This is a genomic window from Aureivirga sp. CE67, assembly GCF_015767245.1.
Taxonomy (GTDB): domain Bacteria; phylum Bacteroidota; class Bacteroidia; order Flavobacteriales; family Flavobacteriaceae; genus Aureivirga.
Map to the genome: position 1 here is coordinate 29,117 of NZ_JADOTV010000023.1, position 14,862 is coordinate 43,978.

Annotated in this window: 13 protein-coding genes; 11 read left to right on the forward strand and 2 right to left on the reverse strand. The window is 29.7% G+C overall.

The window, feature by feature from the left end:
* Positions 1 to 4: 4 nt before the first annotated feature.
* Both ppk2 and I0K12_RS18875 read left to right on the forward strand, forming a co-directional pair.
* A complete protein-coding gene (ppk2, locus tag I0K12_RS18870) occupies positions 5 to 793 on the forward strand; it encodes a polyphosphate kinase 2 (RefSeq protein ID WP_196889706.1) in 789 nt (262 codons plus the stop codon).
* A gap of 156 nt (positions 794 to 949) precedes the next feature.
* Positions 950 to 1,300 carry a hypothetical protein gene (locus I0K12_RS18875; protein ID WP_196889707.1) on the forward strand — a complete coding sequence of 117 codons (351 nt, stop codon included), beginning with the start codon at positions 950 to 952 and terminating at the stop codon, positions 1,298 to 1,300.
* 91 nt (positions 1,301 to 1,391) lie between these two features.
* Here the strand turns inward: I0K12_RS18875 and I0K12_RS18880 are convergent, their stop codons facing one another.
* A complete protein-coding gene (locus I0K12_RS18880; protein WP_196889708.1) occupies positions 1,392 to 1,670 on the reverse strand; it encodes a hypothetical protein in 279 nt (92 codons plus the stop codon).
* Between the two features lie 372 nt (positions 1,671 to 2,042).
* Here I0K12_RS18880 and I0K12_RS18885 point away from each other — a divergent pair, with 372 nt between their 5' ends.
* From I0K12_RS18885 to I0K12_RS18905, 5 genes are all read left to right on the forward strand, one after another.
* On the forward strand, positions 2,043 to 2,561 hold the full coding sequence (locus tag I0K12_RS18885; protein WP_196889709.1) for a PepSY domain-containing protein: 519 nt from the start codon (positions 2,043 to 2,045) through the stop codon (positions 2,559 to 2,561).
* A gap of 338 nt (positions 2,562 to 2,899) precedes the next feature.
* Positions 2,900 to 4,135 (forward strand): imidazolonepropionase, encoded by a 1,236-nt coding sequence (hutI, locus tag I0K12_RS18890; protein ID WP_196889710.1) that lies wholly within the window; start codon positions 2,900 to 2,902, stop codon positions 4,133 to 4,135.
* Between the two features lies 1 nt (position 4,136).
* Positions 4,137 to 5,171 (forward strand): formimidoylglutamase, encoded by a 1,035-nt coding sequence (locus I0K12_RS18895; protein ID WP_196889711.1) that lies wholly within the window; start codon positions 4,137 to 4,139, stop codon positions 5,169 to 5,171.
* Between the two features lie 178 nt (positions 5,172 to 5,349).
* Positions 5,350 to 7,848 (forward strand): VPS10 domain-containing protein, encoded by a 2,499-nt coding sequence (locus I0K12_RS18900; RefSeq protein WP_196889712.1) that lies wholly within the window; start codon positions 5,350 to 5,352, stop codon positions 7,846 to 7,848.
* A gap of 10 nt (positions 7,849 to 7,858) precedes the next feature.
* Complete coding sequence (locus tag I0K12_RS18905; protein WP_196889713.1) at positions 7,859 to 8,284, forward strand: hypothetical protein; 426 nt, start codon at positions 7,859 to 7,861, stop codon at positions 8,282 to 8,284.
* Positions 8,285 to 8,386: 102 nt separating this feature from the next.
* On the opposite strand, the gene I0K12_RS18910 is transcribed toward I0K12_RS18905, so the two are convergent.
* The gene (locus I0K12_RS18910) at positions 8,387 to 9,259 is read right to left on the reverse strand and encodes a hypothetical protein (protein ID WP_196889714.1); all 873 of its coding nucleotides are present in this window, start codon (positions 9,257 to 9,259) and stop codon (positions 8,387 to 8,389) included.
* Between the two features lie 444 nt (positions 9,260 to 9,703).
* Between I0K12_RS18910 and I0K12_RS18915 the strand changes: the two genes are divergently transcribed.
* From I0K12_RS18915 to I0K12_RS22040, 4 genes are all read left to right on the forward strand, one after another.
* The gene (locus I0K12_RS18915) at positions 9,704 to 10,879 is read left to right on the forward strand and encodes an acetyl-CoA C-acyltransferase (RefSeq protein ID WP_196889715.1); all 1,176 of its coding nucleotides are present in this window, start codon (positions 9,704 to 9,706) and stop codon (positions 10,877 to 10,879) included.
* A 34-nt stretch (positions 10,880 to 10,913) separates the two neighbouring features.
* On the forward strand, positions 10,914 to 11,687 hold the full coding sequence (locus tag I0K12_RS18920) for a C40 family peptidase (protein ID WP_196889716.1): 774 nt from the start codon (positions 10,914 to 10,916) through the stop codon (positions 11,685 to 11,687).
* Between the two features lie 327 nt (positions 11,688 to 12,014).
* Complete coding sequence (locus I0K12_RS18925; protein ID WP_196889717.1) at positions 12,015 to 14,219, forward strand: T9SS type A sorting domain-containing protein; 2,205 nt, start codon at positions 12,015 to 12,017, stop codon at positions 14,217 to 14,219.
* A 345-nt stretch (positions 14,220 to 14,564) separates the two neighbouring features.
* Complete coding sequence (locus tag I0K12_RS22040) at positions 14,565 to 14,810, forward strand: hypothetical protein (protein ID WP_231372806.1); 246 nt, start codon at positions 14,565 to 14,567, stop codon at positions 14,808 to 14,810.
* The last annotated feature ends 52 nt before the right edge of the window (positions 14,811 to 14,862 follow it).

Here is a 14,862-nt window from a genome sequence, read left to right on the forward strand (position 1 = left end):
TATCATGGAAAAATTTCATTTATCTGATTCTGATTTAAAAAAGCTAAACTCAAAAAGAGGTTTGTTGGCTTTGTATAATGGAAAATCGTATAATCTTCAGAAGGCGATTCGTTATTACGATTATGAAAAGCAATTGAAAAAATTGCAAGTCGAGTTGATTAAACTTCAAACTTGGGCAATTCAAAACGAAGAGCGAATTATCATCATTTTTGAAGGAAGAGATGCAGCTGGAAAAGGAGGAGCAATTCGAAGAGCTACAGAACGAATGAATCCAAGACATTTACGTATTGTAGCTTTACCAAAACCTACCGAAGACGAAAGATCTCAGTGGTATTTTCAACGATATGTAAATAAATTTCCAAAAGCTGGAGAGATTGTATTTTTTGATAGAAGTTGGTATAATCGTGCAGTTGTAGAGCCTGTAAATGGGTTTTGTACGCAAGAAGAATATAAAATTTTCATGTCTCAGGTGAATGATTTTGAACGAATGATTGTACAATCCGGAATTCGTTTGGTTAAAATCTATATGTCTATTTCGAAAAGAGAGCAAGAAAAACGTTTTGAAGAAATTAGAAATAATCCTTTAAAACAATGGAAAATGACTGCTGTAGATGAAAAAGCACAAGAGCTTTGGGATGAATATACAGATTATAAAAGGAAGATGTTTGAGAATACTAAAAACACGAATTTACCTTGGAAAATCATCAAAGCAAATAAAAAAACATCTGCTAGAGCAGAAGCAATCCAACATATTTTGAAATCAATTCCATATGATAAATCTATCGATGTTTAGAGTTTAAAAAGATACTTTTGAGAGAGTTTTTCGTGTTGAAAATGAATCAAATATGTTAAAAAAATGCTAATATTATTTTTATAATGTTAAAGTTAAATTAAAGCCTTTTTCGTGTTTAGTTTTGTATAAATTTGAGAGAATTAACAAACGAAAATTATGAAAAACAATTACAATGTACTATCATTTTTAGACTCTGAAAAACATTCTTTTCTAGAAATCAAAGACTTATCTGTGGCGGTTAAAAAAAGAAATGAAGGTTCTGAAGATTTTTGGCTGAAATTAGACAAAGACACAAACACTTTAAGAAGACTAGATTTTTTGTCTAGAAATTCTTTAAGAGAGTTTGAAGAAAGAATCTTCGTACAAGGAAAACTTCAATACGATCGAGATAAAGGAATTTATTCTAAATACAGTTCTGGAGACAAATTATTTTTAGAAAAGAAAAATCCAGAAACTTTTGTAGACAATTTTGAAGATATGATTCAAATATATTTAAGGAAAAATTAATTTGAAATATTTTGAATAATTATACTCTTCTAGAATGAAAAACATTTTCAGTTTAAGTACTCTGAAAATGTTTTTTTCTTTTTACACATTTTTAATTCAAAACAAATTGATCATTTTCATGAACTAAAGAAAAATTTGAATTCTCCTTCTGCCAATTTATTTTCTTATTCATAAGCAATATACTTTCTGCAATAATTTTCGGAGTTATCGGATGATTATCCGTAAATAAACTAAAACGACGATTAGGTTTTTCTTCCAAACCGATATTCGCTCTTAACTTTGAAGAATAATAATCTGTATCAATTTTAAAATAATAAGTAATTTGATCGATTGTAATTTTTCTAATTCCTTTCTTTTTTGGTAGTGCCATAAGATTTCAATTTTTTAAATTAGTGTACTATTATTCTCAGCCTCAACAATAGTACACATGACTTTTCCTTTTTGGGACTAGCAACTTTCCCACTTTAGCGATTGTAATTATATTTCATAGCTTTTGTATAATTACACTACAAAGATGCATACTAAGTATGCAGTCTTTTTGCGCAGTAGAATTTTTTTTGAAAAAAATATCAATTTTACTCGCTTTTATAAAATTTAAATTGAGCTGATTTTGCCGTTTGAAGCCTTATTTTGGTTGTTTAAAGGATTCTTTTTTTGCATTAAATAGAATAGTTTAATCTTTGTAATAAATTTAAAAGATTCAGATAGATTTTAGATCTATATGATAATGAGGTAAAACAAAATGAGTAAGAATAAAAAAGTTCCGTATTACGTACGAATAATACATAGATATCTTGGTTTTTTTCTAGCAGGGATTATGTCTGTCTATGCATTGAGTGGAGTTGTGCTTATTTTCAGAAGTACAGATTTTTTAAAATATGACCAATCTGTTGAACGAAAAATTAAACCAGATTTGGAGAATGAAAAAATTGGTAAGGCTTTACGTATAAGAGATTTTGAAGTTACGAAAACTGAAGGGAATCTGATTTACTTTAAACAAGGAGTTTATAATATGCAAACAGGAGTTGCAAACTATACAAAAAAAGATTTAGCTCCTGCATTAAAAAAGTTGAATCAATTGCATAAATCAACAACGAATACACCATTGTATTGGTTGAACATATTTTTCGGATTTTCACTTTTATTCTTTTCTCTTTCTGCTTTTTGGATGTATTTACCTAAAGCTAAAATTTTTCGAAAAGGATTATATTTTGCTTTTGGAGGAATTGCTTTAACAATAATACTTCTATTTATTCAATAATTACGATAAGAAAATATTTTAATATAAGAGCCTATTTAAATTTATTTCTGAATTTAAACAGGCTCTAAGAGATATTTTATAATTGACATCTTTCGGAAATCAAGAAATAAGAATTCCTAAAACTTTCGAATAATTATTTTTTGCTGGAGAGTTTTCATCCATTTTGTTTCATTTTTTTATATTTTATCCATTTTATTTTAGACAAATATGAAACACTAAAACGCAGTCTTTTTGCGCAGTAGATTTTTTTTTGAAAAAAAAGGCTTCTTTTTCTCTTTTTTTGAAGAATTCATTGATTTTAGAGTATTTTTACTTTTTGAAAATAGAATTCTAGGTTTATGACAACATTACTTTTAAACATAAAAGAATTATTACAAACGGAAGATGCACCAAAGATGATGGTTTCTGGTGCCGAAATGAAAAAATTACCAACAATCAAGAACGCATATCTTTTAATTGAAGATTCGGAAATTCGTGATTTTGGTTCTATGGAAAATTTACCAAAAATTAATGCAGATGAAACAATTGATGTTTCAGGAAAAATTGTGTTACCAACTTGGGTAGATAGTCATACACATATTGTTTATGCTGGAAATAGAGAACAAGAATTTGTAGATAGAATAAATGGGCTTAGCTACGAAGAAATAGCAAATAGAGGAGGAGGAATTTTAAATTCTGCAAAGAAATTACAAGAAATTTCGGAAGAAGAATTATTTGAGCAATCTAGAAAAAGATTAGAAGAAGTGATGGCTTTAGGAACTGGAGCTGTAGAAATCAAATCTGGTTACGGATTGACTTTAGAGGCAGAATTAAAAATGCTTCGAGTTATAAAAAGATTAAAAGAAACTTACGATTTACCAATAAAAGCAACTTTCTTGGGAGCGCATGCGGTTCCTGCAAATTATAAGGAAAACAAAGAAGGTTACATGAATTATGTAATCGATGAAATGTTACCAAAAGTTGCAGAAGAAAATTTAGCAGAATTTGTAGATATTTTCTGTGAAACAGGATATTTTTCAGTTGAAGATACAGATAGACTTTTAGAAGCTGGAAAAAAATATGGTATGATTCCTAAAATTCATGTAAATCAATTTACTGCAATTGGTGGAGTGCAATCAGGAGTGAAGCATGAAGCACTTTCTGTAGATCATTTAGAAGAAATGAGAGAAGAAGATATTAAAATTTTAAAAGGAAGTAAAACAATGCCAGTAGGACTTCCGTCTTGTTCTTATTTCTTGAGTATTCCTTATACGCCTGCAAGAAAAATGATAGATGCAGGATTGCCTTTAGCTTTAGCAACAGATTATAATCCAGGTTCCACACCTTCAGGAAATATGAATTTTGTGGTTGCAACCGCTTGTATTAAAATGAAAATGACTCCAGAAGAAGCGATTAATGCAGCAACAATTAACGGAGCTTATGCGATGGGAATTTCAGATACACACGGAAGTATTTGTATTGGAAAGAAAGCGAATTTCATGATTACAAAAGAAATTCCATCTTACGGATTTATCCCTTATTCTTTTGGTAGTAATTGTATTGAGTCTGTATTTATAAATGGTAAAAAAATCTAATATGGAAAGATTAGTTGTTTATAATAAAAAATCAATTGCCTCTTATATTTCAAAAAGAAAAGGAGAAACAAAATATGGAGAAGAAGTTCACTTTTTAGAAAATAAAGAAGAAATCGAAACTTCGTTGTTGAATGCTACAGCTGAATTTGTTCTTTTAGGTGTTCCAGAAGATATTGGAGTTCGTGCCAATCATGGTAGACCAGGAGCAACAGGAGCATGGGAAGTAGCTTTGAAAGCTTTATTGAATACGCAGGATAATAAATTTAATAAAGCTGAAAAATTATTGATTCTTGGTCATTTAGATTTTTCTAAAGAAATTGAAGAAATGGATGCAGTTGATTTTTCAGAAAAAGAACATTTTGAAAGAGCAAATGAGTTGGTTTCTTTTATTGATGAAGAAGTGACAAAAACTGTAAAAGCCATTGCGGATGCTGGAAAAACTCCAATTGTAATTGGTGGAGGGCACAATAATGCCTATGGTTGTATTAAAGGAACTGCTTTAGCTTTTGGAAGAGCGGTGAATTCTATCAATTTTGATGCACATACAGATTTTAGAAGTTTGGAAGGAAGACATAGCGGAAATGGATTTAGTTATGCTTTCGAAGAAGGATTTTTGAATACTTATTTTATGTTTGGAATTCATGAAAACTATACGTCAGCTTCCATGTTGAAAACTTTTAAGAAGAACAAGAAGAAGCTGAAATACGTTACTTTTGAATCGATTGAGGTAGAACGAGATAATTTCTTTGATGAGCAGTTGAGAAGAGCAACTATTTTTATTGAGAAAAAACCTTTTGGAATTGAAATAGATTTAGATGCAATTCAGAGTTTCCCATCTTCAGCGATGAGTCCAAGTGGATTTTCAGTGAATAAAGCAAGAAGATTTGTTTCTTATTTAGGGCTACAATCGAATGCTTCTTATTTACATATTTGTGAAGGAGCTCCTGCTTTAGGAGAAAAAGGACAAGAAATGCAAGTAGGGAAATTGATTAGCTTTTTAGTCACAGATTTTATAAAGTCGAAATCGTATTCTTAGTCAAATAGAATTAAAAATATAAAATGAAAGCTTTCTTTATGGAAGGCTTTTTTTTGTGCTAATGTTTTTGTTTTTAGAATATTAAGTTTTCTTTTTATAAATGTTAATTAACTAATATTCAGTTTGTTATGATTTTTTTAATAATTATATTTAATGTAATGTTAAAGGATATAATGAGATGAAGAAAATTACTTTATTGGCGTTTTTGTTTACAACAGTTTTTTATGCTCAAGAAGAGTGGAGAAAAAAAATGATATCTCAAGAATATAATTATCAAGAGATAAAAGAAGAAGCAGAAGCGGAGCTTTCAGATTATATGAATGATGTTCAGAATCTAGAAAGAGGAGAACTTAAAAAATTAAAACAATATGAAAGATGGAAGTATTTTTGGGAAAATCGTTTAGGAGATGAAAATACTTTTGAAAATCCACTAAAAAACTACAAAGAGTGGCAAAATTACGTTCAGAATTCAAATCAAACAACAGATAGAAATACAGATAAAACTTGGAATTCTCTAGGGCCAAGTGAAATTCCTAATTCGCAAGCAAGTTTTTATGCTGGTTTAGGAAGATTGAATGTAGTTACTTTTGATCCAAATGATGTAAATGTACTTTGGGTTGGTTCTCCAGGAGGAGGAATCTGGAAGTCAGAAGACCAAGGAACAACTTGGGCGCCAAAAGGAGATGAGGTACCAAATCTTGGTGTTTCAGATATTTGTGTAGATCCAAATAATTCAAATATTATTTATGTTGCAACAGGAGATTTTGATGGTTTACAAAATAGATCTATTGGGGTAATAAAATCTACAGATGGAGGAGAAACTTGGAGTCTTACAGGATTAAATTTTGATGTAACACAAAGTTTCTTTATTGCTCATGTTATCATTGATCCAACAGATTCGAATGTTCTTTTTGCAACAACAAATACTGCAATTTACAAATCAACAGACGCTGGAGTTACATGGACTTCAAAACAAACTTCGAGTGGAGGGTTTAATGATATTTTATATAAAGAAGGAGATAATTCTGTGATGTATGCAACGAGTAATATCGGAGATTTTTATACTTCAGTAGATTCAGGAGAAACTTGGGATAAATCAACGCAAGACTTTGGCGCAGGAAGATTAGATATTGCTTTAACTGCTGATGATCCAAACTTTATCTTTGGAATTACTTCTAATGATTTCTTCAAATCTGAAAATGGAGGACAAACTTGGACTGTAGTAAGTACACCTCCAAGTTATAATACTCAAGGGAATTATAATCAAACACTAACGATAGCTCCAGATAATAAAGATTTAATTTTAGTTGGAGGAATAAATGGTCACAGGACTTTAAATTGTGGTGTGACTTGGGAAAAATATCTAGATGGTTATTGGCGAAATGGGGATCCGTTTTTTTATGTTCATTCAGACCATCATGATTTAAAATTTTTACCAGGAAGTAACACAATTGTTTTTTCTGCAAATGATGGAGGGTTAAATAAAGGAAATGTAACACTTTCAGATCCTTGGGTAGATTTATCAAGCGGATTGGCGATTACACAATATTATAAACTCGCGGTAACGCCACAAAATGAAAATTATATAATTGGAGGAGCGCAAGATAATGATGTAACACAATATAATGGTACAGATTGGATTAATAGAAATTTTGGTACAGATGGAGTAGAAGCAGTTTGGAATTATTCCAACTCAAATATTGCTTGGACTTGTAGCCAATTTGGATATGTGGAAAGAACAACAAATTTTTGGGCAACAGCTCCACAAGTTTTAAGTACACCACCAGGAAATAGTTTTGTTTGGCCATTAGAAATTCATCCTACAATGCCTACGATTCTTTTTGGAGGTTTTTCAAATATTTATAAATCTTCAAATAGTGGAACAACTTGGTCTAATTTATCATCTCCTTCTTTTGGCATTAAGGTTATAACAATTTCTCCTTCTGATCCAAATACAATTTATATAGGTAGTGGATTTAATTTATACAAATCTAAAAACGGAGGAAGTACATGGACTTCGATAAGTCACCCTTCTATAAACCCAGTCACAAGTATTGCTGTTAGCGACACAAATCCAGATGAGATTTACATTACTTATGGTAGATATTCGGATGGAGCTAAAGTGTATAAATCTTTAAACTGTGGAGATACTTGGCAGAATATTTCAGGAGATTTACCAAATATTCCAATGAATAAAGTTATTTATAAAACTGGAAGTCAGGGTGAAATTTTTGTTGGAAGTGATTTAAAGGTTTTTTATTTAAATCAAAATGATGATTCTCCAACATGGCAAGTTTTCGGAGTTGGACTGCCAAATGTAATTGTAAATGATATGGAAATGTATTATGGAGAACAAAACAGATTGCGTGTTGCAACTTTTGGAAGAGGAATTTGGGATATTGAAGTAGAAGAACCTTTAAGCTCTCCAGAATATCAAGAGGATTTATTTTCTCTTTATCCAAATCCAAATAAAGGGGTTTTTCAAATAGATTTCCCAGAAAAGTATAATGGGAATAAAGAGGTGATTATTTACAATCAAATTGGTGGAGTTGTGTACCATCAAAAAGTAGATAGAAACAGTTTAAATATTGATTTGAAAAATATTGTAACTGGAGTTTATATCGTGAAGATTAAATCTGAAAATGCTCAGAAAATTCAAAAAATAGTGATTCAATAAAAAAACAAAAATGAAGAATTGTTGGTTATTAATTTTTATTGTATTTTTTTACAGTTGTAGCAGTTTTAAAATAGAACTAGCTGAATATCAGAATGTTTTTCCGGGAGTGGAATCTGTAGAACCTTATGAGAGAATTGAGATAGATATAGATTCTAAGAGTGAAATAATGCTTGATAGTGTGTTAATTAATATAAAAGGATTGTGTGGGAAAATGCATTTTGAAATAGTCCAAAATGGAAATACAGTACAACAAGATTCATTAATCTCTGGTAAATTTCAGATTATAAGTGGAAAATTAGAAAATAATGTAATCGATAAAGATATTGTTTCGTGTGTTTTAAAAGAGGGAACAGCAAAAATCTACTATAAAGTAAAAGGTGTTTCTAAAATTAAGTCTGTTCCTTCTTTTTCAAATGTAAGAAAGTATCAAAGGTAAAATATTGTAATTAGGATAAGTAGTAAATCAAAAGAGACTAAATCGAAATGAAATAGTCTCTTTTTTTCTAAAATGAAATGAATATGAACCTAATTAAAATTTTTAATCTGTGAATCTTTTTAAACCATATTTTTCAACCAATTCTTGGTTTTTCTCACCATTTAAATCAGCTATGAAAATGATTGAATTTTTAGTTTCTTCTTCTGAAAGATAACCTCCATTTGGATCAATAGGAATTCCTAAACGATACTCAAAAGGTTGATTTGGATATGCAGTTCTTTGATCTTCTCCTACATCATGAAAAACTAATCTTGCGATATAATAAGAGTTATTAGTGTTTTCAATTTTTACTTCAACATAATCTTGTTGTGGATGTCCGAAAGGAGATCTACTATTCCAGAATGAGTGAGAAAGTGGAGATCCTGAAGGAGCTTTTACAATTAAAAACCCAGAATCAATATGTAAGTTTTCGTTAGATCTATTTGTGAATTTTAAAACACGATGTGCAAACCAATCTGATTGTTTTCTATCTTCTACTTCTAATGTTAAAGGTACGTTTGACATATAAACACCTGCAGGTGTTTCTGATAAAATAGGATTTGGAGTGTTTAAAGTGAAATCTTGAGCTGGTGAACTTAATCCTCCTGCGATATAATTTTCACTCCATGCTGTTTGATTGAAAGAATTTGGACCATTCTCTACTAAATTTCCATTATCTCCAGGAATTGGATCTGTATCTGGATCATCTGGATTTCCGTTATCAGGATCTTCTCCGTTATCTGGGTCTTCACCATTTCCAGGATCTTCACCGTTGTCTGGATCCTCTCCATTATTTGGATCTTCACCATTATCTGGGTTATCTGGATTTTCTACTACTGGTTCTCCTGTTGTGTCGTCGTCTGAACATGCTTGGAATCCTAAGGTTAAACCAACGATTCCTAACGTTACTAAAAGTTTACTTGAAATTTTTACCATAATGTTTTTGAAATTAGTTTTTAGTTTCGAGGACATAAAAGGAAAGAACTGTTCCAAAAATTAATGAGAAAAAGTTAAAAAAATCTTAATAGGAAATTAATATTTTTATGTCAAAATATATCTTAAAAAATTAGAAATAATGATTTGTTTAAATGTTTAATTCTTAAAAAAATAGAAAAAAATAACAGGTCTAGAAAGTGTTAAAATTTAGATTTTAAAAATTCGACTTTTAATTTGAGAAAATCATAGATGAAGACGATATGAAAAATGACACGAAACTGTAAAATTCATTTTGATTCTTTTCAAAATATTAAGTTTTAAACCAAAAAAGAGATTGAAGATTCAAGGTAAAATACCTTATAAAGGTTTATACTTCTATTAAATCTTCAAAAAAAGTCTTATTTTCGCAGTATCAAAAAATAAAACCACAAAATAATATAAAAAATGAAGGATGTAGTTATAGTATCAGCTGCGAGAACTCCACTTGGAAAGTTTTTAGGAGGATTATCTTCAGTATCAGCGCCAAAGTTAGGAGCAACAGCTATTAAAGGTGCTTTAGATAAAATCAATTTAGATGCAAAACATGTTGATGAAGTAATTTTCGGAAACGTATTACAAGCAAATGTAGGACAAGCACCAGCTCGTCAAGCTGCTATTTTTGCTGGAATTTCTCAAGATGTACCTTGTACAACAGTAAATAAAGTATGTTCTTCAGGGATGAAATCAATCATGCAAGCTGCTCAAGCTATTAAAGCTGGAGATGCTGAGGTTGTAGTAGCTGGAGGAATGGAAAATATGTCTATGGTTCCTCATTATATTGATGGAAGAAACGGACATAAATTTGGAAACTTCAATGCTGTTGATGGATTAATCAAAGATGGATTAACAGATGTTTATTCTCAAAGCTTAATGGGAGTTTGTGCAGATTCTTGTGCAACTAAATATGAAATTTCAAGAGAAGAGCAAGATGCTTTCGCTGTAGAGTCTTATAACAGATCTGCTGCTGCGTGGGAAGCTGGGAAATTTGATAATGAAGTTGTGCCAGTTGAGGTTCCTCAAAGAAGAGGAGAGCCTGTAGTTGTTTCTAAAGATGAGGAGTATACAAACGTGAAAATGGAAAAAATTCCTGCATTACGTCCTGCATTCTCAAAAGAAGGAACAGTAACTGCTGCAAATGCTTCTACATTAAATGATGGTGCTGCTGCTGTAATCTTAATGAGTGCTGATAAAGCTGCTGAATTAGGATTAACTCCAATTGCAAAAGTAACTGGATATGCTGATGCTGCACAAGAGCCAGAGTGGTTTACAACTGCACCTGCTAAGGCAATGCCAAAAGCATTAGAGAAAGCTGGAATTTCTCAAGATGATGTAGATTATTTCGAGTTCAACGAAGCATTTAGTGTTGTTGGATTAGCAAATATGAAAATTTTAGGATTAGACGCTGCTAAAGTAAATGTAAACGGAGGAGCTGTTTCTTTAGGACACCCACTAGGATGTTCAGGAGCAAGAATCGTTGTTACTTTATTAAGTGTACTTGAGCAAAATGATGCGAAAATTGGTGCTGCCGGAATTTGTAACGGTGGTGGTGGTGCTAGTGCTATCGTATTAGAAAGAATTTAATTTATATTAAAAAAAATCAATCCAAAGAATATATATGCAATACGCTATTAGTAATTTGAGTATTATCCCAATGAGAGACAAGCCTGATGATAAGAGTGAAATGGTGTCTCAAATACTTTTTGGTGAACATTTTAAGGTTATAGAACAACGTAAAAAATGGAGTAAAGTTCGTACTGCGTATGATAATTATGAAGGTTGGATTGATAATAAACAATATGAAATAATTTCGAAAGAAACTTATAATACATTAGAAAAATCGCCAATTCACACTTCGGGTGAATTGGTCGATTTTATTTTTGATAAAGATCAAAACTTAACTACAATTCCATTGGGAGCAACTCTTCCAAACTTTGAAAATAATCAGTTATCTATTAATGATACTACTTATATTTTTGAAGGAAAGGTGAGAAGTGGTTCAGAAGTTTTGAGAGAAAATATCATTAAAACTGCATTTTTATATTTGAATAGTCCATATTTATGGGGAGGAAAAACACCTTTCGGAATTGATTGTTCAGGTTTTACGCAAATGGTTTACAAGCTTTGTGGCTCTAAATTACTAAGAGATGCTTCGCAACAAGCTACACAAGGAGAAGCGTTGAGTTTTATTGAAGAAAGTGATCCAGGAGATTTAGCATTTTTTGATAATAAAGATGGAAAAATAACGCATGTGGGAATTATTATGAAAGATAATTATATCATTCACGCACATGGAAAAGTGCGAATTGATAGATTGGATCATAGTGGGATTTATAATGTAGACCTTAGAAAACATACACATAAACTTCGTGTGATTAAGAAGATTTTATAAATTTACCCATTATTAAAAAATAAATTACATTAATTAAAATTGCTTATAATCTTCTTAAATACGAATTGTTTTATAATAACTAGATAGTTGTTTTATAAAACAACTCTTATAGAATTATAAATTTAGTATTTCCACTTATAATAAAAAAGTATAGTATAATTTATAGTGTTTGTCAACTTTTTATAAAAATTTGAAAGGCATGGTTTTTATAAAATAAGACACCTTTATTTAATAATCTTCTATTTAAATAAAAAGAATCTACTGTTAATATATATCTTTATCTTATTCTTAAGAACTTATAGATATTAACTTTAAACATGCTTTTATATGAAAAATAAATACTTTTTTAGTGTTGTACTTATATTATTTACAACTATATTATTTTCTCAAAATATTACTTTTGCTGAAAGTGCAGTAAAAGATGCTTTAACAACTCAAAATTGTATAGACACAAACGGAGATGGAGTTTTTGATTCCGATGCAGATACAGATAATGATGGTGAAATTTCAGAAGCAGAAGCTTTGGCTGTAATTCATTTAGAAATTCAAGGATATTTTTCTGAATTTGATGAAATTAGTTATTTTGAAAATATAGAAACTTTAAATATTATATCATATTCTTTAGAATCTATAGATGTTTCTAATTTATTGCAATTAAAAAAAATGACTATAACAGGTGGTCCGATTTCAGAAATAGATTTATCAAATAATATTTTATTAGAAGAACTTGATCTTACAGGTATGTCTGATTTAGATCTTTCAGCAAATGTAAACTTAGAAAGTTTGACATTGATTATCGATTCTATAGATTTTATAGATCTCTCAAATTTAGTAGTATTAAAAAAAATAGACCTTGTTGAAACAAGTATGTCAGAAATAGATTTATCTAATAATATTTTACTAGAAGAGCTTAGTATTGGTTCCTATGAAAATACATTAGAGTTAGACCTTTCAGCAAATATAAATTTAGAAAAACTTAATTTAGAAGGAGCTAACTACAGTAATATCTATTTAAATAATGGAAATCAAGTAGATACTTTTTTAGTAAATAATGCTACCATAGATTATTTGTGTGTAGATGCTGAAAATCTGACTTATTATCAAGGAATTATAGATTTAAATCCAGATAATAATATTTTGATAAACTGGTTTTGCTCTTATGAAGCTTTTGATTCGATGTATGCTGTTACTGGAAGTCTTCAATTTGATTCTGAAAATGATGGCTGTGATGCTGATGATACTATTTTAGCTTCTGTAAAATTTGAAGTTTCGGATGGAGCTAATTCCTTTTATATAATTTCTCATTTGGAAGAATTTTATGAAATCCCACTTATAGATGGTGATTGGACGATTACACCTATAATAGAAAATCCAGATTTATTTACAATTAGCCCAAGTGATTTTCAGATTACTTTCCCCACAGCAGAAAATGAGATGCAAGTAGTTCAAGATTTTTGTATTACAGCAAATTCGAATAACATCATTGCAGATACAGATTTAATAATTACGGGAGAAACTCCTATACCTGGTTTTGATAGTGTTTATAAGGTCTATTATGCGAATACTGGAAATGTTTCTTTGTCTGGTCAGTTGAAATTTTACTTTGATGCAGAAACAGCGGAATTTATTTCTGCAAACCCATTACAAGCTTCAAATGTAGACGGTGTATTAACTTGGAATTTTGAAGATTTAGACCCTTTAGAGTTTAAAGAATTACAAATAGAATTAAAAATGAACACACCACAAGATTCACCTCCTTTAAATTCAGGAGATTTATTAACTTTTAAGACAGAAATGATCTATGAAAATGAGAATGACGAAGTTGTTACAAAAGAACATGAAATTGAACAAACAGTTGTAAATTCTTATGACCCGAATGATAAAACATGTATGGAAGGAAATATTATGAAAACGGAAAACGTTGGAGATTATTTGACTTATAGAATTCGTTTTGAAAATGAAGGAACTTCTCCTGCAGTGAATATCAGAATTGAAGATGAAATTGATATAACAAAATTTGATATTTCTTCTGTTAAAATGATTGATTCTAGTCATGAATGTATAATGAAAAATGAAGAGAATATGCTAGAATTTGTTTTCGAAGACATCATGCTACCTTTTGAAGGAGAGGAAAGAAACGGTTATGTTTTATTTCAGATAAAAACTTTAGATTCATTAGTAGAAGGAGATATCGTTGAAAATACGGCAGATATTTATTTTGATTTCAACGATGCAGTTGTTACAAATACTGCCGAGACAGAAGTGAAAACTTTAAGTGTAGAATCTTATAATACGGATAAATCTATCACAATGTATCCAAATCCTGCTTCTTCGGAATTACATATTTCAGGAAATAATACTATTGAAAAAGTTGAATTGTTTTCTGTGTTAGGAGAAGTAGTTTTATCACAAGATTTTTCAATAAAAAATACAAGACAAGTAATCGATTTAAATTCTTTAGCTAAAGGAATTTATATCGTAAAAATAAATTCTGAAAGAGGTTTGTTTTCTCAAGAATTGATTATTGAATAGTTCAGGTTTTTAAATTTAATTAAATTTTGAAGGCGTTTTCTGGATCAGAAAGCGTCTTTTTTTTGTTAAAAAGCTATATTTTTGGCCAAATTATTAAACAGATACGTTATGAAAATGAAACAATTTTTAGAAGAAATTTTATTTGATAAATTTCTAACCTATTTTATTCCAGGTCTTATTATTTTCTTTTTTCTGAGTAGTTATGTTAATTTTAATCGATTTGAGAGTTTAGGGAATTTTGTTATCCTACTGTTTTTTTCTTTTTGTTTAGGAGTCTTTTTTGAAGCATTTTTATTTAGTAAAACATTTTTTGGAAAACTGAATGGAGAAATAAAATCTTTACCTATGAAAATACTTTTTTTGTTTAAGAAAGTAGGGATTTGCCTTATTCTTATGGCACTTTTTGCTTTTATTATTGATGAAATTGGAAGTGCTTCTAGGAACCAAAGTGATTTTGTTGTAAGAGAAATTACAAATAAATTTAGAAATCAAGCTTCTTTAGTATCATTTACCATTAAATATATTGTGACTGCTTTTGTTGGTTTTATTTTATTTATGTTGTCTTTTTTTAAACAAGACAAGTTTGAATAAATAGTATCACGATTTATTTTATATAATTATTTATTGATAATCAAATCCCTTT

What these genes read in the sequence shown, in the direction of transcription:
- ppk2 (WP_196889706.1), top strand. Translation starts at nt 5, where the DNA reads ATGGAAAAATTTCATTTATCTGATTCTGATTTAAAAAAGCTAAACTCA.
- I0K12_RS18875 (WP_196889707.1), top strand. Translation starts at nt 950, where the DNA reads ATGAAAAACAATTACAATGTACTATCATTTTTAGACTCTGAAAAACAT.
- I0K12_RS18880 (WP_196889708.1), bottom strand. Translation starts at nt 1,670, where the DNA reads ATGGCACTACCAAAAAAGAAAGGAATTAGAAAAATTACAATCGATCAA.
- I0K12_RS18885 (WP_196889709.1), top strand. Translation starts at nt 2,043, where the DNA reads ATGAGTAAGAATAAAAAAGTTCCGTATTACGTACGAATAATACATAGA.
- hutI (WP_196889710.1), top strand. Translation starts at nt 2,900, where the DNA reads ATGACAACATTACTTTTAAACATAAAAGAATTATTACAAACGGAAGAT.
- I0K12_RS18895 (WP_196889711.1), top strand. Translation starts at nt 4,137, where the DNA reads ATGGAAAGATTAGTTGTTTATAATAAAAAATCAATTGCCTCTTATATT.
- I0K12_RS18900 (WP_196889712.1), top strand. Translation starts at nt 5,350, where the DNA reads ATGAAGAAAATTACTTTATTGGCGTTTTTGTTTACAACAGTTTTTTAT.
- I0K12_RS18905 (WP_196889713.1), top strand. Translation starts at nt 7,859, where the DNA reads ATGAAGAATTGTTGGTTATTAATTTTTATTGTATTTTTTTACAGTTGT.
- I0K12_RS18910 (WP_196889714.1), bottom strand. Translation starts at nt 9,259, where the DNA reads ATGGTAAAAATTTCAAGTAAACTTTTAGTAACGTTAGGAATCGTTGGT.
- I0K12_RS18915 (WP_196889715.1), top strand. Translation starts at nt 9,704, where the DNA reads ATGAAGGATGTAGTTATAGTATCAGCTGCGAGAACTCCACTTGGAAAG.
- I0K12_RS18920 (WP_196889716.1), top strand. Translation starts at nt 10,914, where the DNA reads ATGCAATACGCTATTAGTAATTTGAGTATTATCCCAATGAGAGACAAG.
- I0K12_RS18925 (WP_196889717.1), top strand. Translation starts at nt 12,015, where the DNA reads ATGAAAAATAAATACTTTTTTAGTGTTGTACTTATATTATTTACAACT.
- I0K12_RS22040 (WP_231372806.1), top strand. Translation starts at nt 14,565, where the DNA reads ATGAAAATACTTTTTTTGTTTAAGAAAGTAGGGATTTGCCTTATTCTT.